Annotated in this window: 14 protein-coding genes; all 14 read right to left on the reverse strand. The window is 63.1% G+C overall.

Annotated features, from left to right (window positions below; genetic code table 11):
• Window positions 1-229 precede the first annotated feature (229 nt).
• The gene (pgsA, locus tag LG373_RS04915) at window positions 230-1,483 is read right to left on the reverse strand and encodes a CDP-diacylglycerol--glycerol-3-phosphate 3-phosphatidyltransferase (protein WP_225749181.1); all 1,254 of its coding nucleotides are present in this window, start codon (window positions 1,481-1,483) and stop codon (window positions 230-232) included.
• Window positions 1,484-1,487: 4 nt separating this feature from the next.
• The gene (gene rimO, locus LG373_RS04920; RefSeq protein ID WP_225749182.1) at window positions 1,488-2,825 is read right to left on the reverse strand and encodes a 30S ribosomal protein S12 methylthiotransferase RimO; all 1,338 of its coding nucleotides are present in this window, start codon (window positions 2,823-2,825) and stop codon (window positions 1,488-1,490) included.
• A gap of 16 nt (window positions 2,826-2,841) precedes the next feature.
• Complete coding sequence (locus LG373_RS04925) at window positions 2,842-3,339, reverse strand: YajQ family cyclic di-GMP-binding protein (RefSeq protein ID WP_114566108.1); 498 nt, start codon at window positions 3,337-3,339, stop codon at window positions 2,842-2,844.
• Window positions 3,340-3,438: 99 nt separating this feature from the next.
• Window positions 3,439-4,608 (reverse strand): RodZ family helix-turn-helix domain-containing protein, encoded by a 1,170-nt coding sequence (locus tag LG373_RS04930; protein WP_225749183.1) that lies wholly within the window; start codon window positions 4,606-4,608, stop codon window positions 3,439-3,441.
• A gap of 4 nt (window positions 4,609-4,612) precedes the next feature.
• Window positions 4,613-7,144, reverse strand: a complete 2,532-nt coding sequence (locus LG373_RS04935; protein ID WP_225749184.1) for a DNA translocase FtsK 4TM domain-containing protein — start codon at window positions 7,142-7,144, stop codon at window positions 4,613-4,615.
• Between the two features lie 97 nt (window positions 7,145-7,241).
• A complete protein-coding gene (locus LG373_RS04940) occupies window positions 7,242-9,131 on the reverse strand; it encodes a ribonuclease J (protein ID WP_216528524.1) in 1,890 nt (629 codons plus the stop codon).
• A 152-nt stretch (window positions 9,132-9,283) separates the two neighbouring features.
• Window positions 9,284-10,177, reverse strand: a complete 894-nt coding sequence (gene dapA / locus LG373_RS04945) for a 4-hydroxy-tetrahydrodipicolinate synthase (RefSeq protein ID WP_216528525.1) — start codon at window positions 10,175-10,177, stop codon at window positions 9,284-9,286.
• A 92-nt stretch (window positions 10,178-10,269) separates the two neighbouring features.
• A complete protein-coding gene (gene dapB / locus LG373_RS04950; RefSeq protein WP_216528526.1) occupies window positions 10,270-11,043 on the reverse strand; it encodes a 4-hydroxy-tetrahydrodipicolinate reductase in 774 nt (257 codons plus the stop codon).
• Window positions 11,044-11,338: 295 nt separating this feature from the next.
• Window positions 11,339-13,573: a polyribonucleotide nucleotidyltransferase gene (locus LG373_RS04955; RefSeq protein WP_114566114.1), complete on the reverse strand. Its 2,235-nt coding sequence runs from the start codon at window positions 13,571-13,573 to the stop codon at window positions 11,339-11,341.
• Between the two features lie 197 nt (window positions 13,574-13,770).
• On the reverse strand, window positions 13,771-14,058 hold the full coding sequence (gene rpsO, locus LG373_RS04960) for a 30S ribosomal protein S15 (protein WP_114566115.1): 288 nt from the start codon (window positions 14,056-14,058) through the stop codon (window positions 13,771-13,773).
• A 224-nt stretch (window positions 14,059-14,282) separates the two neighbouring features.
• On the reverse strand, window positions 14,283-15,461 hold the full coding sequence (locus LG373_RS04965) for a sensor histidine kinase KdpD (RefSeq protein WP_225749185.1): 1,179 nt from the start codon (window positions 15,459-15,461) through the stop codon (window positions 14,283-14,285).
• A gap of 25 nt (window positions 15,462-15,486) precedes the next feature.
• Complete coding sequence (locus LG373_RS04970) at window positions 15,487-16,182, reverse strand: response regulator transcription factor (RefSeq protein WP_216528527.1); 696 nt, start codon at window positions 16,180-16,182, stop codon at window positions 15,487-15,489.
• Window positions 16,183-16,325: 143 nt separating this feature from the next.
• Complete coding sequence (locus tag LG373_RS04975) at window positions 16,326-17,450, reverse strand: hypothetical protein (protein ID WP_225749186.1); 1,125 nt, start codon at window positions 17,448-17,450, stop codon at window positions 16,326-16,328.
• 88 nt (window positions 17,451-17,538) lie between these two features.
• The gene (locus tag LG373_RS04980) at window positions 17,539-18,171 is read right to left on the reverse strand and encodes a hypothetical protein (protein WP_225749187.1); all 633 of its coding nucleotides are present in this window, start codon (window positions 18,169-18,171) and stop codon (window positions 17,539-17,541) included.
• Window positions 18,172-18,181: the final 10 nt, after the last annotated feature.

Here is an 18,181-nt window from a genome sequence, read left to right on the forward strand (position 1 = left end):
TTTTCGACTTCTCCTATTATACGAACATCTGTTTGTCGGTCAAGCATTTTTATCGGCAAGTCCGCAATTCAAGTATAGAAGCCCTTTCTAGCTGAATCATGACGCGCGTACAGCCAAAAACCCGCTCGATCCTTTTCGAATCAAGCGGGTTTCCAACATGGTTCTATCGGGGACCTGCGTCGAATCTTGCTGAACCGTCACGCGAATCTAGCAGAAACCTATCGCCGTTCTAGCGGCTTTCCAGCGCATGCTGCATGACCTGGAGCGCAGCATGCACTGTTTGGAGCCGCACCTGCTCGCGCGTGCCGGCAAAGCAGCGCGTCTCCGCTTTGACCGTACCGCAGCCGTCAGCGCAGCCGAGCCATACCGTCCCCACCGGTTTGCCCGGCTCCGCTCCCCCCGGACCGGCTATGCCCGTCACAGCCACCGCCACGTCGCAGCGAAGCTCCGCGCACGCACCTTGAGCCATGGCCTTCGCGGTTTGCTCGCTCACTACGCCATGCGCGGCGATCGTGTCGGGATCCACCGCAAGCACCAGGCTTTTGACCTCGGTCGCGTAACTGACCACGCTTCCGCGCATCACATCGGAACTGCCCGGGATCTGCGTAAGCGTAGCGGCGATCAGCCCGCCTGTCAGGCTTTCCGCCGTTCCGATGGTCTTTCCAGCTGCACGCGCCGTGGAAAGCACGGTGGAAGCAAGGGCCTCGAGCGCCTCGGGGGCTATCTCGGCAAGATCCGCATCGGAAAGGACCCGGCTCTCTACGGGTGCAGCAGGCGACGCCGGTTCGGACGCCACCGCGCGCGCATCCTTCGATCCCCGACGCTTCCGCTTCGGCTCCTTGGGCTTCAGCCCGATCAGGTGACGCGCTTTGTCGATGTAGTCCAGCATGGACACGATGGTCAGCACGAGCGCCACGATCATGACGAGCCAGCTGATCATCCACATCCAGTCCGAGAACGCAGCGTGCACGCTGCCCACCATGTAGCTGTCCTTGATGGTGAACAGCACGATAGCCACCATCTGCGAAACGGTTTTCGCTTTGCCGTACCAGCTGGCAGCGATAACCACGCCCTCGCTGGCCGCCACCATGCGCACGCCCGAAACGATGAACTCGCGAGCCAAGATGACGAGCACCACCCAGCTGGGCAGGGCTCCCAGCTCGATGAGCGCCAGCAGGGCCGCCGCAACAAGGATCTTGTCTGCCAGCGGATCCATGAACTTTCCGAAATCGGTGACTTCCCCCCGGCTGCGGGCCAGGTAGCCGTCAAGCCAGTCGGTGCATGAGATCAGAATGAATATGCCGGCAGCGATGAGGCTCTTGGAGTCGTCCGCCACCTGCGGCAGGCCGAACCACTGCGGCCAGGGGCTGAGCAATGCTACGACGAACAGGGGCACCAAGCAGATGCGCACAAGCGTCACGATGTTCGCCGGCGTCCACAGCTTGTCGGTCGGCGTGGGCTTCATCTGGCTTGAGCTGGCCATGGGACTACTCCCCCTCCATCTCGTACAGCAGCGTGTCCGTGATTTTCACGCGCTTGATCTGCCCCGGCTCGCCCGCCTCCACGTACGTGACGCCGTCCACCTCGGGAGCTTGGCACATGGCGCGGCCGAACAACTGACCGTCCTCTTCCACGCCCTCCACAAGCACGTCCAATTCAAGCCCCACGCGGGCGGCTATGCGCGGACAGCACACCGCGTCCGCAAGGTCGCGCAAGCGCTGCGCGCGGTCGGCCTTCTCGTCTTCATCCACCTGATCGGGCAAATCATAGGCCTTCGTGCCCTCTTCGCGCGAATACGGGAAGACGCCCACGTAATCGAACAGGCCCTCTTCCACGAAATCGCACAGATCCTCGAACTGATCGTCGGTTTCTCCGGGGAACCCGGCTATCAAGGTAGTGCGCAGCGTGGCATGGGGAATGCGCGTCCTCACGCGGTTCGCAAGCGCCTCGAACTCGGCGCGCGAGCCCAAACGATTCATCGCGCGCAAGATGGAGGGATTGACGTGCTGCAACGGGATGTCGAAGTAGTCGCACACGTTTTCGTGCGAGGCTACCGCATCGAGCAGCTGATCGGTCAGCCCTTGCGGCTGAATATACATCACGCGGAACCAAGTGTGAGAAAACTCTTCGGCCAAAGCGGAAACCAACCATGCGAGAGAAGAGGGCTCGTCGAGATCCGTCCCCCATCTGCCAGTGTCCTGAGCGATCAGCACGATCTCGCGAACGCCCCCGGCAACCAGCCCGGCTACCTCGGCGCGCACGTCCTCGTACGCGAAGCTGTGGTACCGACCGCGGATGTACGGAATGGTGCAGAAGCTGCAGAATCGGTCGCACCCATCGGATATCTTCACGTAAGCCGAGACGCTTGTCGGGGCCGTTTGCTTCGCGCAGGCGGCTTCCACCGTATCGAAGCGATCCGATGCAGCGGGTTCTTCGCCAAGGCCGAGCGCGTCCACGAGAACCTGCGCGATGTCGTCCTCGCGGCTGCACGGAACGAACGCGCGCGCTTCGGTCAGCTCGCCTGCAAGGTCGTCGCCATAGCGCGCCGGCATGCATCCGGCAACGATGAGCGCGGCTCCCTCGGCCACATTGGGAAGGCCCGCTACATCGAACACGGCCTCGAGGCTTTCCTCGGTAGCGCTTTGGATGAACGAGCACGTATTGACCACGACGGCGTCCGCGGCGGCAGGGTCGTCCTCCAGCGCGAACCCTGCTTCTGTAAGGCGCGCTTTCATGTGCGCCGTGTCGACCTCGTTTTTCGCGCACCCGAGCGTAACGAACGCCACGGCGGGAACCGCGGCGTTCGGCTTTGTTGCTGACATCATGATAAGGCTGCCGTCCTTAGCGGTAGTTGACGTACTGAAGGGGCTGGCCGTAGTCCTTCTCTTTAAGGAAGGCGATGACCTCCTGCAAAGCATCGCGGGATGCGGAGCTCACGCGCAGCTTGTCGCCCTCGATCTGCACCTTCACCTTGAACTTCTCGGCCTTGATATCCTTGTTGATCTTGCTGGCGGTTTCTTTGTCGATGCCTTCGACGATAGTGCCCTTCTGGCGTACGCTCTGTCCGGCGGCAGCCTCCGGATCGGCCCACTTGATCGCGCCTAGGTCGATGCCGCGACGAATGATCTTGGACGCGATCACGTCAATGACCTGCTTGGCCACGAAGTCGGCAGGAGCCGCAACCGTCATGGTCTTGTTCGCCTTGTCAAGCGTGATCTCGGCACCCGAATCCTTCAGGTCGTAGCGCTGCGCAAGTTCCTTCTTTGCCTGCTGAAAGGCGTTGTCGACCTCCTGCATATCAACCGTGGAGACGACGTCGAAGCTAGATTCCTTGGCCATGGAGACCGTCCTTTCCGTACAACGCGGCCTGCAAGAGCGCAGGCCGCTTGAGCGTTCGCATCATGACAGCATACCGCATTTCTGCAGGTGCTTGTTCGTTTATTCGGTGGAGGCGCCCGTAGATCCCGTCGCGCCGGTTGCCGTGCTGCTGCTCGATCCGGTGCCCGTCGACGTGCTCGAGCCGGTCGACGCAGCGTCGGGATGGTCGGCCTTCCATTGCTCGAGGTACGCCTGGAAATCCACCGTGCACTGCGGCATGCCGGACGCATCCTTGCCGTCGAAGCTCACAGCCTTGCCGTCCACCGTGATGGTCACCGCGTCGACGACCCAGGTGGCAAAGCTCCACGTGCCCGTAACGTCGACGGCTTCGGTTACCGGACCGGTGATCATCTGGGGCGTTTGGGTCCCGTCAGCCGTTATGACCGCGTACACTTCCTTCCCGGTTGCAACCTTGTACTCGACGGTCACCTTCGTGGGAGCGGTTTCCACCGGCTTCGCCTCTTGCGGCGGCGCCGTTTCCTGCCCGCCGTTCGATCCCTCTCCGTTTTGCGTCGTGTCCGTCACGCCGGTAATGGGCACCTTCGGCGCGTCGTCGGTGCTGCCTCCCTTGCCGCCGAACGCCAGCACGAGAACCAGGACCAGCAGAATCAGGATGACGCCGCCCGCAATGATGAAAGGAAGCTTCGATTGCACGGCATTGGGGGCCTTGGGGCCGGCGTAGAAATTCGTGTAGTGCCCGTTCGGAAGCGCTGCGTGCCTGCTTGGATGCGTGCGATCCTCTGAGTACAGACGCCCAGGCGCGCCGGCCCGCGAACTGTAATCGCGCACGTATTCGCGGCGATCGTCGTACATCGTGCGCCCGAGCGCGTTCTGGCGCGGCGGGCGTTCGGCCTCTTGCTGGGCTGCGCGCTCGCGCGGGCGGACCGGTCCGTTACCGCTGCCCGACGAGCTTCCTGCGCGGCGCGACGCCGCGCCCATGTCGAAGCGTGCGCCGGTTTTCGTCTCGGTGCGCACGCGTCCTACCTGATAAGCGTACGCCTCGTCCAGGTACATGCGCGTCATTTCGGTGGGATTGAGCCCCACGAGGCGCGCGTAAGCGTTCACCATGTTGCGCGCGTAACCGCGCGGAGGCATGCGCGAGAAGTCGTTCTCCTCGATCGCACGCAAGATGTCGGGCCTGATGCGCAGCCGGCGCGCGGCCGTGGCCAGATCGTAGCCTTTGCGCTCGCGCGCCTCGCGCAGAATCATCCCGAAATTAACCTGAGCCATCCTGTTACTCCTCCGGACCCGACGCGTCGTTCGCTTCGAACGCCTTCAGCGTTTCGAGCTCCATGGCGTCTACCAGCACTTCGCGGGGCTTGCTGCCGTTCGGCGGCCCCACGACGCCTTTTTCCTCCAGCATGTCCATTATACGGCCAGCGCGCGAATAACCCACCTTAAGACGGCGCTGGATGTTCGACGTGGATCCCAGGCCGCTCGACACCACGATGTCTGCGGCCTCCCAGATGAGCGGATCGTCCGAAAGCCCCGAACCGCCGCTGCCGTCGGGCTGCGAAGCGCCCAAGGTGATGAGGTTCGTTTGCAGGATCTCGGAATGGTACTCGGGCTCGCCCTGCTCTTTGAGCATGTCCACCACGGCGTTGATCTCGTCCTCCGAGACGTAGCAGCCTTGGATTCGCTGGGGCTTGGCGTACTCGGGCTTCGACAGCAAAAGGTCGCCCAAGCCGATCAGGTTCTCGGCTCCGGGCGTGTCCAGCACCACGCGGCTGTCGATGCCCGACGCCACATTGAACGCGATACGGTTCGTGATGTTCGCCTTGATGAGGCCCGTGACTACGTTCGTGGACGGACGCTGCGTGGCCACGATCAGGTGGATACCCGCCGCGCGCGCCAGCTGCGCGATGCGGCTGATGGAGAATTCCACCTCTTTGCCCACGTTCATCATGAGGTCGGCAAGCTCGTCGATGATGATCACGATGTAAGGCAGTTCGCCGCCCAGGTCGTTGGCGGGAGGCTCTTCTCCGGCGTCCGCCGCGCGCTCGGCCTCGGCCTGCGCCGCTTGCACCTTGGCGTTGTACTGCCCGATATTGCGCGCGCCCACCTTCGAGAACACCTTGAGGCGGCGTTCCATTTCCGCCACGCCCCACGACAGGGCGCTGGCCGCCTCGCGCGGCTCGGTCACCACGGGCACGTACAGATGGGGAATGCCGTTGTAGGGCGTGAACTCCACGCGCTTAGGGTCGATCATGATGAAGCGCACTTCGGACGGCGTGGCGCGCATGAGGATGGACATGATCATCGCGTTGATGGACACCGATTTGCCCGAACCCGTGGTGCCGCCGATAAGCAGGTGCGGCATCTTGGCCAGGTCGGACACGATGGAGCGTCCTTCCACGTCCTTGCCGATCACGATCTGGAGCGGCCCGGCAGGCGCGTCCTTGATCACGTCGCCCAAAAGCACGCTTTGGCGGGTTCGGTTCGGAACCTCGATGCCCACGTAGTTCGTCCCGGGAATGGGCGCGAAGATGCGCACGCCCGGCGCGGCCAGCGCAAGCGCGATGTCGTCTTCGAGCGCCGTGATGCGGCTCACGCGCACGCCGGCGGGCAGGTCGACCTTGAACAGCGTGACGGTAGGTCCGGCCACCCAGCCCACCACTTCCGCGAATATCTGGAAGCTCTCGAGCGATTCCTGCAGGCAGGCCGCCGTCTCCTTCAGCTCGACATCCGACGCGACGTCCTTCTTCGCGTTCTTGGACGTGGCCAGCAGGCTCATGGGAGGAAGCTCGAAGCCGTCTTCAGGGCGCGGAGCGGCCAACGGCGTGCTCGAACCCGACGAGGGCTTCGGCATGGATGCGGAGGCGTCGGCCTCGCGTTCGTGCTTACGGCCGAGCTTGCGCGTAAGCGTCTGAGGAGCCTCCCCTGCCGTATCGGCGGCGGGTTCTACGCGACCGATGGCCTGAGTGGCCAGGGACTGCGAGCCGCGACGAGCCTTCGAGGACCGCTCCTTTTCGGCTTTCTTGCCCTTGGGCAGCACGTTGGTGGCCCCTTGCGAGAATGCGTCGCCCATCGTGGGAACGACGGGGATCTTCGAGCTTGCCGAACGCTTGACGCGCGCGAAGGGCGGTGCAGCCAGCACGTCGTCGCCGCCCTCCCCCGCTGCTGCTGCGCGCGCGTCCTGCACGCGCTCGATGAGCTTGGAAAGGGAGAAGCCGATGACGATCAGCCCGGCCAAGATGACGCCGAGCATGATAATGCACGATATGACCTGGCCGAACAGACGAAGGCCGACCCAGGCGATGCCGGCGCCCACGTATCCGCCGCGCGAAACGAGCTCGGCCTCGACGAACAGGCGATCGACGGCATCAGGAGCCGATTCGGGCGTGAACAGGGCAAGCAGCACGAGCACTGCCACGAATATCATGACCAGTCCCACCGTCACCCGCAGGGGAACGCGCTCGCGCTCGAACCGAGCTAGAAAGCTTGCCCCTACGACCAGCAGGAAAAACGGCAGGATGTAGGCGCCCAGGCCCAGTAGCAGATGCAACGCGCTCGAAACGAACGAGGTCACCACCGCGTCGGAGGGCAGAACGGCCGTCACGAACAAGACGATGCCCGCGATGGCGAACGCGACGCCGGTGATGTCGCGGCGCACGCGATCGTCGAACAAGCGCTGCTCGTCGGCCGCCGCCTTCGCGCGGCTCGAAGAGTTCTTGCCGCCGCGCTTCTCCGCGGGCGAAGCGGCACGTCCCTTGGACTTCGAGGTCGCTGCCTTAGATTTCGATGTGGTTGATGAGTTCCGGGCCACGCCCCGCTCCTTCGTGCTGCATTTGATCTACGTTTGATGAGTTCGTTTTTCGTCGGCGAGGGCCGCATGCACCCAAGGCACATGCGGCCATTATAGCTTAAACCTCCAGCAAATTTACAATTACCATGGGGCGCGTCTTCGTGCGCTCCCACAGCAGCGAAAGGAGCGCGTCGCGCGCGGCCTTCTTGATCTCTTTAACGCCGCCATCCTTGGAAAGCGCGCGCCCGATGGCGTTCTTCACTGTAGTCTGGGCTTCGCGGACCAGGTAGTCGTCATCTCCGCCCGTGATGCCGTGCATCTCGACTTGCACCGCTCCCGCCACGGACTTCTTCTTCCCGGAAACCGCCGCAGCCACGGCGGCGAATCCTTGAGCCGCCAGCGCGCTGCGCTCGTCGAGCACGCCCTGGGAGGTATCCCCCACCGACAGGCCGTCGACGAACACGATGCCCGACTGCACGATCTCGCCGCGACGGACGCCGCGCGAGGTCAGCTCGAGGCTTTCTCCGTTTTCGCAGATGAACACGTTCTCGGCGGGCACGCCCGTAGCCTCGGCCAAACGCGCATGCGCACGCAGGTGCGTGGCTTCGCCGTGCACCGGCATGAACGCCTTGGGCTGCACGATGGACAGCACCAGCTTGAGCTCCTCAGCTCCCGCATGACCGGACACGTGGACGCGCGCACGGCTCTTGTCGTACACGTCGGCGCCGATCTTCGCCAGGGAGTTGATAACGCGCGTCACCGCCTTCTCGTTGCCGGGCACCGGCGTGGCGGACACGATGACGGTGTCCCCCTCGTCGATGGAGATGGTGCGATGGTCGCCGTTGGCGATGCGCGCCAGCGCCGAAAGCGGCTCGCCCTGGCTGCCCGTGCACATGATGACCACCTGGTCGGCCGGGATGCCCTTGAGGTCGTAGGCGTCCACGATGTCGGTGTCGCTGATGTCCAGGTAGCCCAAGCGACGGGCGATGTCGGTGTTTTGGATCATCGAACGGCCCGTTACCACCACCTTGCGCCCGTTCGCCACGGCCGCGTCGCAGATCTGCTGCATGCGGTGGATGTGGCTGGCGAACGACGCGATGATGACGCGCCCCTTCGCCTGGGAGATGATCTTCGCCAGTTCTTTGCCCACTTCGGCTTCGGAGGGGGTGAAGTTCGGGTTCTGGGCATTGGTCGAGTCGCTCATCATGAGGTCCACGCCGATGCCGCTGAACTTCGAGAGCGCGGCGAAGTCGGTGGTCACGCCGTCGATGGGCGTTTGATCCAGCTTGAAGTCGCCCGTGTGCAGCACGTTGCCGGCCGGACTCTGGAAGAACACGCCCACCGCTCCGGGGATGGAGTGGTTCACGGCAAAGAACTCGGCGGTGAAGCAACCGAGCTTCACCTGGTCGCCCGGCTTGATCTCCACGAGCTTCGCGTTCTTGATCTTATGCTCAGCGAACTTGCCTTCGATCAGGCCCAGCGTCATCTTCGTGCCGTAGATGGGCACCTGGCGGTCAAGGTCTTTCATGAGGTACGGCAGCGTGCCGGTGTGGTCCTCGTGACCGTGCGTGATGATGATGCCGCGAAGCTTCTCGGCATTTTGCAAAACGTACGTGTAATCGGGCAGGATCAGATCCACGCCCGGATGGTTGTCGTCGGGAAACATCAGGCCGGCGTCGTCGAGTATCATGTCGCCCTTGCATTCGAAGGCCGTCATGTTCTTGCCGATGGCATCAAGGCCTCCCAGCGGGATGATCTTGAGCGTTGCGGAGCCGTCTTTCTTGGGCGACGAGAAGTTGCGTCGCGAGCTCTGGTTTCCGGAACCGGGCGCGCGGCGATTGCCGACGCCTTCCTTCGAGAGCTGCGGACGCTGCCGGTCCAGCTTCACGTGCTTGTACGAACGCGTCTTCTCGCCCGACTGCCCTTGCTGGGGATTGCCGGCTTGGTCCTGTTCGGTTTTGCGCGCACGTCCATTTCCGCGTTGCGCGCGCGGCTTGTTTTCTTCCATGTCATTCCTTTTCATCGTGCGCGCACGTCAGCGCATACGCAAGGAGCCGGGAGACCCGGCTTCCTCGCGCGAAGCCTGAACCAAAACGGCCAGCTTCTACGCTTCCGCACGTCGCGGCTATGTCAATGCGTCGTGACCGACGCTACATTCCTTTATTGCAGTACGCCCGTTTCGCGCATGATCTGCGCCAAACGCTCGGACTGTTCGGGTGTCGCATCCACCAGGGGAAGACGGACGCCGCCTACCGGGAAATCGAGCAGGCGCAGCGCCTCTTTGACGAGGATCGGGTTCGACGTTTCGAACAGGCCCGTCATAAGCGGCATGAGGCGGTCGTTGGCGGCCGCCGCCACTTCCCAATCGCCGGCGGCGCACAGATCGACGATTTCCTTCATGCGAGCAGGCGCCACGTTGCCGATCGTCGAGATAACGCCGGCACCGCCCATCTGCATGATGTCGAACGTGGCCGAGTCGTCTCCCGAGTATACGTCGAAGCCTTCGGGGGCAGCGTCGATGATGGCCTTCACCTGGTCCATTCTGCCCGACGCTTCCTTGACGGCTACCACGTTGTCGAATTCGTTGGCCAGGCGCAGCGTGGTTTCCGCTTCCATGTTGACCACGCAGCGACCGGGGATGTTGTACAGGATGATGGGCAGCTCCACCGAGCCCGCGATAGCGCGGAAGTGCTGGTAAATGCCCTCTTGCGGCGGCTTGTTGTAGTACGGGACCACGCACATGAAACCGTCGACGCCCAAGGCTGCGACGTCGCGTGCGAAGTCGACCGTATCGGCAGTGCAGTTGTCGCCAACGTTGGCGATGACGGGGACGCGATCGCCAACGGCCTCGACTACTGCGCTGAACAGCTTCATCTTCTGCGGGTAGAACACGGTCGGGCTCTCGCCCGTGGTGCCGTTGATGATGAGCGAATCGCTGCCGCCGTCGACCAGGCGCACGGCGAGAGCCTGGGCTTTGTCCAGATCCAGTTCGCGATCCTGATTAAAGGGCGTCACCATGGCCGGAATCATGCGACCGAAACGGGGCTGCGACATGCTCGTGCTCCTCACCTTGCTGCAACGCGGCACCGTGCCGCATTGCTGTTCCTACATCATGTACAAACCGTCATTATGCCACGACGCAAGCGTCATGACATGAAGTTCTCCAAACCTACAATGAGGCCTTCGCGCGCGCCTACGCTGCGGATGCCCAGCAGCACGCCCGGCATGTACGACGTGCGATCCCACGAATCGTGGCGAATCGTCAGCGTCTGGCCGAGCGAGCCGAACATGACCTCCTGACTTGCCACGTAGCCCATCGAGCGCACCGCATGCACGGGAACGCCCTCGACGAGCGCGCCGCGCGCGCCCTCCATGCCCTCCATCTCGGTTTCGCGACCCGGAGCCTCGCTTGCGCGCCCGCCGCGAGCTTCCGCGATGATCTGCGCCGTGCGCACGGCCGTTCCCGAAGGAGCGTCCTTCTTGTTGCAGTGATGGAACTCGATGACCTCGGCCTCCGGGAAATACGGTGCCGCCGCCTTGGCGAACTCCATCATGAGCACGGCGCCCGTCGTGAAGTTCGGAGCGTAGAACAAGCACGCGCCCGGCGCCGCCGCTGCCGCAAGCTCCTCGAGCACCTGGTTTGACATGCCCGTCGTGCCTACGACGCAGTCAACGCCGGCCGACAGGGCCGCGCGCACGTTGTCGGCCACGACGGAAGGCTGCGTGAAGTCCACCAGCACGTCGAACGTCGCGCCTTCGAGCGCCTCGGCAATGCTGGCGAACACGGGCTGCGCAGCGTCGAGCTCCGCTCCGTGCGGATCGATGCCGCAGACGACTTCCATGTCTTCGGCCTTCCCTACTGCATCTACCACCGCGGTGCCCATCCGACCTGCACAACCCGACACTGCAACCTTGATCATGTTCTTCCTTTCGTCTTTTGTTTGCAGCATAGTACCACGAGCCGGAAAGGAACGGCGCTGCATCGGCGCATCGGGGCTTCGGCGGCGGGATCGGGCGGCGTTCGCACATGAAGCCCGTCAGCGGCAGAACGCCCTGCGTGGTCCCTGCGACCATTCGCGCCCAAATCTCCGGAAGCGGCCCTACCGCTTCCGGAGAAACGAAACGGGCGCCGACAACCGCAGGGTCGTCGGCGCCCGTCGTCAAACGAAAACGCTCGAACTCGGAAAAGCCGCTTCGGCAGCCTTTCCCGAAAGATTAGCCCTCGTGACGCCTGCGAGGCGTACGGCCGTTGCCGCCGTTGCCGCCGCGGCCTTCGCGACCGCTACGACCGGGACGGGTGTCGCGGTCTCCGCGGTCCTCGCGACGCGGACGGTCGCCGCGCTCGGGAGCTGAGCCGGCGGGCGCTTCCGGCTTGTCCAGGCGGTCGAGCGAGATCTTACCGGAGTTGGGATCGACCTCGAGCACCTTCACCTTGACGATGTCGCCCAGGTTCAGCACGTCTTCCACCTTGCCCACGCGGCCGTTCGCCACGCGGCTGATGTGCAGCAGGCCGTCCTTGCCCGGCGTGAGCTTGACGAACGCGCCGAAGTCCTTGATGCCCACGACTTCGCCGTCGAACTCCTCGCCCACCTCGGGCTCCTTGACGATGCCCAGGATCATGGCCTTTGCAGCGTCGCCAGCAGGGCCCTCGATGGCGGCAATGTGGATGGTGCCATCTTCCTGGATGTCAATGTGCGCACCCGTCTCCTCCTGGATACCGCGCACGACCTTGCCGCCGCTGCCGATGACGTCGCGGATCTTGTCAACGGGAATGTGAATGGTCTCGATGCGCGGCGCGAACTGGGAAAGCTCCTCGCGCGGTGCGGCGATGGTCTCCAGCATGGCGCCCAGGATGTGAGCGCGGCCCTCGCTTGCCTGCTTGAGCGCGCGAGCGAGGATGTCGACGGACAGGCCGCGGGCCTTGTTGTCCATCTGAAGAGCCGTGATGCCCTTCTCGGTGCCGCACACCTTGAAGTCCATGTCGCCGAGGAAGTCCTCGATGCCCTGGATGTCGGAAAGGATGACCACGTCGTCGCCCTCTTTGATGAGGCCCATGGCAATGCCGGACACGGGAGCCTTAATGGGCACGCCAGCGTCCATGAGCGCCAGCGTGGAACCGCACGTGGACGCCATGGAGGACGAACCGTTGGACTCCAGCACCTCGGACACCACGCGGATGGCGTAGGGGAAGTCGTCCTCGCTCGGCAGAACCGGAATGAGAGCGCGCTCCGCAAGGGCGCCATGACCGATTTCGCGACGCTTCGGAGCGCCCATGCGGCCGGTTTCGCCCGTGCAGTACGGCGGGAAGTTGTACTGGTGCATGTAGCGCTTGCCCTCGGCGGGGTCGATGGTGTCAAGGCGCTGCCACTCGTTCAGCATGCCGAGCGTGCAGATGGAAAGCGCCTGCGTCTGTCCGCGCTGGAACAGGCCCGATCCGTGCACGCGGGGCAGGTAGCCCGGCACGATGTAGAGCGGGCGGATATCCTCGGGGCGACGTCCGTCGGCGCGCTCGCCCGTCTCGATGACCATGGCGCGCATAGCCTTCTTCTCGAGCTTCTTGAGCTCGGCGGAAACGTCGCCCTTCCAGGCGGCCAGTTCCTCGTCCGTGAACTGCTCGGCCTTGATGCGGTTCTTGAGCTCTTCCACCTTGCCCATGCGAGCCTGCTTGTCGGCGTCGCGCAGCGCGGCGGCCATCTCGGCCTCGAACGGAGCGATGCGCTCGGCGATAGCCGGATCGGCCACATGCACGGGCCACTCGCGCGGCTCGATATGGGCGCGGTCGAGGAAGCGCTGCTGCGCCTCGCAGAACGCGGCGATGGCCTCCTGGCCGAACGTCATGGCCGCCAGCATGTCCTCTTCGGAGATCTCGTCGGCGCCGGCCTCCACCATGGAGATGTAGTCGGCCGTACCGGCGATGGTCAGCTCGAGGTCGGAGTTCTCGGATTCCTCGAACGTCGGGTTGACGATGAACTCGCCCGTTTCGGGGTTGCGGCCGATGCGCACGCACGCAGCAGGGCCGTCGAACGGAGCGGCGCCCAGCATGAGGGCCGCGGAAGCGCCCATGACGCACACGGTGTCGGGCGGGTTGATGCTATCCACCACGAGCGTCGTGCACACGATGTGCACCTCGCGCTTGAATCCGTCCACGAAACCGGGGCGGATGGGACGGTCGACCATGCGCGCGGTCAGCGTGCCCTTGTCGGACGGACGCGCTTCGCGCTTGAGGTAGCCGCCGGGGATGCGGCCGACGGCGTACATCTTCTCGATGAAGTCGACCGTAAGGGGAAAGAAGTCGTAGTCTTTCTCCTGGTTCGAGATGACGGCCGTCACCAGCACGGTGGTGTCGCCCTGAGTGACGACGACCGAGCCCGTGGCCTGCTTGGCCAGCTCGCCTGTCTCCAAACGGTACTGCTTCCCGTACAGTTCGAAGGATTCGACGATTTTCTCCATAAGCTTCTTTTCTTTCTCTTCACCTGAGCGGCCCTAGTGCTGCTCAGCTTCTTCGGCGACGAGGTACTTACGTTTTCTCTCTGCCGCGAGCGAATGCGCCCTTGCGCTTCCGACCGCTTGTATTTCCAACCCCGCTCGTGCGGGGAAAGATCCCTGCGTTTATGCGAAAAAGCCCGCCGGGGCGGGCTTCTCGGAGCTTAGATGTTGTCGCGGATGCCCAACTTCTTGATGAGCACGCGATACTCTTCGATGTTGCGGTTCTTGACGTACTTCAGAAGACCGCGACGCTTACCGATGAGCATCATGAGGCCACGGCGCGTGTGGTTGTCCTTCTTGTGCACCTTCAAGTGCTCGGTCAGGTTGCGGATGCGCTCGGAAAGAATCGCGATCTGCACCTCGGGGCTACCGGAGTCGCCCTCGCCCTTACCGAACTCCTTGATGAGCTCCGCGGTACGCTCCTTGCTGATGCTAAGCCTATCAGCCATGTCTCCACCTTTCCTGCGGGCCTTGCGGCTCCGCGTTTTCTGCGCTCGTCCGAAAACGGAGCGCGGGGTACGCGCTTTCCTCTGGGTGGACATACGGTGGACGTATGCGAACCAAGCGGAAAGTGCCTGCGTTTTCGCAGCCCGCCTATTGTATGCCAAGCACCCGCGCCCGGCAAGCAGACGATACGGGCGCGCCACAGCTTGCCCACATATAACGGCGTCGGTCACTCGCAAGCGCTCTGCGACGGCGCGATCACGCTCGGCCCCTGGGGAATCCAGATGGTGAACGAAGTGACGCCCGCATCGCTTGTCGCATAGATGTCGCCGCCGTGCGCCCGCGCTATCTCGCGCGCGATGGCAAGCCCCAGCCCCGCCCCTCCCGACGAGGCGCGCGCCTCGTCCGCGCGGAAGAACTTCTCGAAAATGCGCTCGATATGCTGGGGAGACAGTTCGCGGCCCCGGTTGGTCACCGTCAGCTCCCACCACACGAAGCCGTCCGCCGCAACGGTCAAGTTCGTGCGCACGACCACGTCGGTTCCGGCATCGGCGTACGCCACCGCGTTCTTCATCACGTTGTTGAGCACGCGCGCGACGCGGCTTGCGTCCGCAAAGACCGAAAGCTCCTCGGGTCCTTCGTAGGCCAGGCTCAGGGCGCGCCCTTCGGCCAGAGGATAGAACTCCTCGATCACCTGGTTCACGAACAGAACGCCGTCGAAACGCGAGCGCTCAATGGGAAGCGCCTGTAAATTGTACCGCGTGATCTCGAAGAACTCTTCGAGCAGCTCCTCAAGCCGATGCGCCTTCGCCAACGCGATGCCCGTGTAGCGAGCGCGGACTTCCACTGGTAAGTCGGGCGACTCTTCAAGCAGCGAGAGGTAGCCGATAATGGACGTGAGCGGCGTCTTGATGTCGTGCGCCAAGTACATGACCAGCTCGTTTTTGCGCTCCTCGGCCGCCTTGGCCGTGCGCTCGTTCTGCTCCGACTCCACCTTTATCCCGTTCAAAGCCATGGCCGTTGGAGCCAGCTCGGCCGGCAGCACGATGGGGCCTTCCCGCTTCGCGAGAATGTCGGACACCGAGTCGAGCAGCAGATCGAAGTAGCCGAGCGCCCGGTTAATGCCGGAGCGCACCACCAGCACAATTCCCAGGACGAACCCGCAAATCGTCAGCGGGATGAACAGCATGGCGATCAGTCCGTGAATCTGGTCGTTGTACAGCACCAATCGGTAGACGAGGTTGGATACGACGTTGCCCAGCGTCAGCATGAACAGCGCGAACCCTGCTATGTACGCCACCGAGAACAGGATCACGTTCACGATCGTACGGCGCAAAATGGCATTCGAAAGCCTGCGCGTCTGATCCTGCCGGGCCTGGTCGAGGACCGTTTCCTTCATAGCATCCATCCCTTTCCTTGCAAGCGCGAGGCTGTCAGCCCAACTTGTACCCGACGCCCCACACCGTCTCGATGAATTCCTGCGAGGAATCCACGGCGGCCAGCTTCTTGCGCACGTGCCTGATATGCACCATGACCGTGTTGTTGCTTTGAGGGTTCGCAGGTTCGTTCCATACGCTCTCGAACAGCGATTGCGATGCCACCGGCCGCCCTTTCGCGCGCAGCAGCTCCGCCAGTATAGCGAACTCCTTCGGCGTGAGCGTGAGCGGTTCGCCGTGCAGCGAGGCTTCGTGGGCACCCTCGTCGAGCACGATTCCGCTCGATTCCAACAGCGACGGCGTTGACCGCGCATCTGAGGGTTGAGCCGTGCGGCGAAGACGCGCCCGTACGCGGGCTATCAGCTCGCGCGGCTTGAACGGCTTGACCACGTAGTCGTCGGCGCCCAGCTCGAAGCCGACCACCTTGTCGATCTCCTCGTCTTTCGCCGTGAGGAAAATGATGGGAACGGCGCTTGTCCTGCGGATCTCGCGACAGCAGGCGAACCCGTCCATACCGGGCATCATGATATCGAGGATGACGAGGTCGAACCCCTCGCGCTCGAAAACGTCGAGCAGATCGGCGCCCGCGTAGAACACCGCGGGCTCGAAGCCCCGCTCGGAAAGCAGCTGTCCTACCAGGTCGGCGATGGCCTGCTCGTCATCGCATACGGCCACCCGGTTCCTCGACTCCACGTCTAGCCCCTTTCCTTGCCTCTCGTTGGATTCATTGTATCCGCCCCGGTCGATCCCCCGGTCGCGGCGACTCAAAATTTAAGGAAAGCTTAAGATTTAATCTCTCTGACCTGGGGTTATTCGTCGAAATATCCTTAAATATCCTAACTGGACGCAGATTGCACCAAGGCGCGGCCCACGGCGTCCACCAGGTTGTCGACCGTCGGCTTGAGGTAGTGCTTGCCGGTCACCCCCGGCAGGACGTGCCCCATAAGGAATTCCAACGTGTCGAAGTCTACCATCCAATCGTACTGGGCGATGGTGCGCCATGAGTTCCGGAGGCTGGCGAACGGTATCGCGTCAGAGCCGGCGGACGCTTCCCAGGCGTGCTTCAACGAGTTCATGCTGAGCGGCACCCCGTCGCCGCGGTCGGCCATCCATCCCGACCCCTCGGCTATCCTCTGGCGCGCTATTTCGTGCAAGCGGACCCCGTAAGGCTCCGGTATGACGGTCGTCCTCACGCTCTGCGGGTTCTTGAGATCGCCGTCCGGCATCGGGGCCTCCCCCGCCTTCTCCATGCGACGCACTATCGGCACGACCGCCAGTCGCACGCCGTGGGATTCGACGAGCTCCACTTCCTCCGGCTTGACGCCCAGCGACTCGCCCGTGCGCGCCCCTCCGAAGCAAGCCATTATGTAGGGTGCTTCGACGATGGTCCCTCGCAGCTTCGCGAGCACGGCTTCCGCGCGCGCAAGGTCGTACGTCCCGACTCGCCTCTCGATCGCTTTTCTGACCGGCATCTCGTACGGAAGGCGAAACTTATTCGATAGGACCAGATCGTACTGGACCGCGAAGTCCAGCACTTTGCGCAGGATCACGACGGTATGGCTAGCATTGCCGACGGAGAGCGTCAGGAGCCACTCCTGGACCCTCGCCGGCTCGACGCTGTCCACGGGCACGCGATCCCATCGCGGCGCCGCCACGTTGCGCCAGCAGACGGCGTACGCGTCGCGGGTGTTCGGCTTCGTGCGACCGTCCGCAACCCGCCGCTCGATCCACGGCAGGTACCACATTCGGTACGCCTCCCCTATGGTCGGGACGGGGCGGTCCTCCGAATGCTCGACCTCCAGGCGGCTCAGCTCGAAGCACGCCTCCTTGTAAGTGCACTCGACGGTGCGCGAGCGCCGCTTCCGCCCCTCCGGCGTGTTCTCCGTCCAGCGCAGGACGTGCTTGGTTTTCGTCACGCTCGTGATCGAACCCCACGAGCGCCGCCGTTTCTTCCTCGGCATGGTACAATCCACCTTGCCTTTCCGTCAGGTTAGGTTGCACCCCCGCCCAGGTCGCCAAACTTACGCGGGGGTGCGATTGCCGTAGACCCTACTTGGACATCTCCTCGATCGCTCCTTTTATAGCGGTTCCCGCTTTGGCTATCTCGCTTTTCAGGCCGCTGCCGTTTTTACCGATGGAATCGGCGATCCTCTCGACCGCGCGCCTGGTTTGGCGCTCTTCTGAATCTGTATATATCGAGCCAAGAAATGCATCGTAATCCAGAAAGTACTCGTCGCAAAACCGGGTTCCTTCTTTATTGCTTCTACCGTAATAGAATACTCGAACCGGTATAACTCCAACAGGATCACGAAATACGGCATCGGACGATATCCCGACCACTGAGTCCACGTACGTTCCGGGAGCGAGCATTTTAATCCCGCTTTTGTTGAGCTTGTCCACGAAGCCACGATCCAAACAATCGAGCCCAGGCAGGCCATTCAGTTCAAACGATATGTCGAAAGCCACGCCGTTTCCAATGTTCTTCACCCAGAGAACAATGGATCCTTTCGATCTGTCGTGGTCGACGTAGACGATCACGTTAGGACGCGTTTGGGACAAGTACACTTTGCGCGAAACGATCGCCGACGCTATAGCGCCGACAGCGGCAACAGCCGCCACCAGCACCGAAAGGTACGGTAACGCCTGGCCCCAATCGAAATGTGACATATCTGGGATGTTCATACTGCATCCT

The sequence above is a fragment of the Paraeggerthella sp. Marseille-Q4926 genome (genome assembly GCF_916618935.1).
Classification (GTDB): Bacteria; Actinomycetota; Coriobacteriia; order Coriobacteriales; family Eggerthellaceae; genus Paraeggerthella; species Paraeggerthella hominis.

Excerpts from the sequence above, each read along its gene's own strand:
- pgsA (WP_225749181.1), bottom strand. The coding sequence starts at position 1,483 with ATGGCCAGCTCAAGCCAGATGAAGCCCACGCCGACCGACAAGCTGTGG.
- rimO (WP_225749182.1), bottom strand. The coding sequence starts at position 2,825 with ATGATGTCAGCAACAAAGCCGAACGCCGCGGTTCCCGCCGTGGCGTTC.
- LG373_RS04925 (WP_114566108.1), bottom strand. The coding sequence starts at position 3,339 with ATGGCCAAGGAATCTAGCTTCGACGTCGTCTCCACGGTTGATATGCAG.
- LG373_RS04930 (WP_225749183.1), bottom strand. The coding sequence starts at position 4,608 with ATGGCTCAGGTTAATTTCGGGATGATTCTGCGCGAGGCGCGCGAGCGC.
- LG373_RS04940 (WP_216528524.1), bottom strand. The coding sequence starts at position 9,131 with ATGGAAGAAAACAAGCCGCGCGCGCAACGCGGAAATGGACGTGCGCGC.
- dapA (WP_216528525.1), bottom strand. The coding sequence starts at position 10,177 with ATGTCGCAGCCCCGTTTCGGTCGCATGATTCCGGCCATGGTGACGCCC.
- dapB (WP_216528526.1), bottom strand. The coding sequence starts at position 11,043 with ATGATCAAGGTTGCAGTGTCGGGTTGTGCAGGTCGGATGGGCACCGCG.
- LG373_RS04955 (WP_114566114.1), bottom strand. The coding sequence starts at position 13,573 with ATGGAGAAAATCGTCGAATCCTTCGAACTGTACGGGAAGCAGTACCGT.
- rpsO (WP_114566115.1), bottom strand. The coding sequence starts at position 14,058 with ATGGCTGATAGGCTTAGCATCAGCAAGGAGCGTACCGCGGAGCTCATC.
- LG373_RS04965 (WP_225749185.1), bottom strand. The coding sequence starts at position 15,461 with ATGGATGCTATGAAGGAAACGGTCCTCGACCAGGCCCGGCAGGATCAG.
- LG373_RS04975 (WP_225749186.1), bottom strand. The coding sequence starts at position 17,450 with ATGCCGAGGAAGAAACGGCGGCGCTCGTGGGGTTCGATCACGAGCGTG.
- LG373_RS04980 (WP_225749187.1), bottom strand. The coding sequence starts at position 18,171 with ATGAACATCCCAGATATGTCACATTTCGATTGGGGCCAGGCGTTACCG.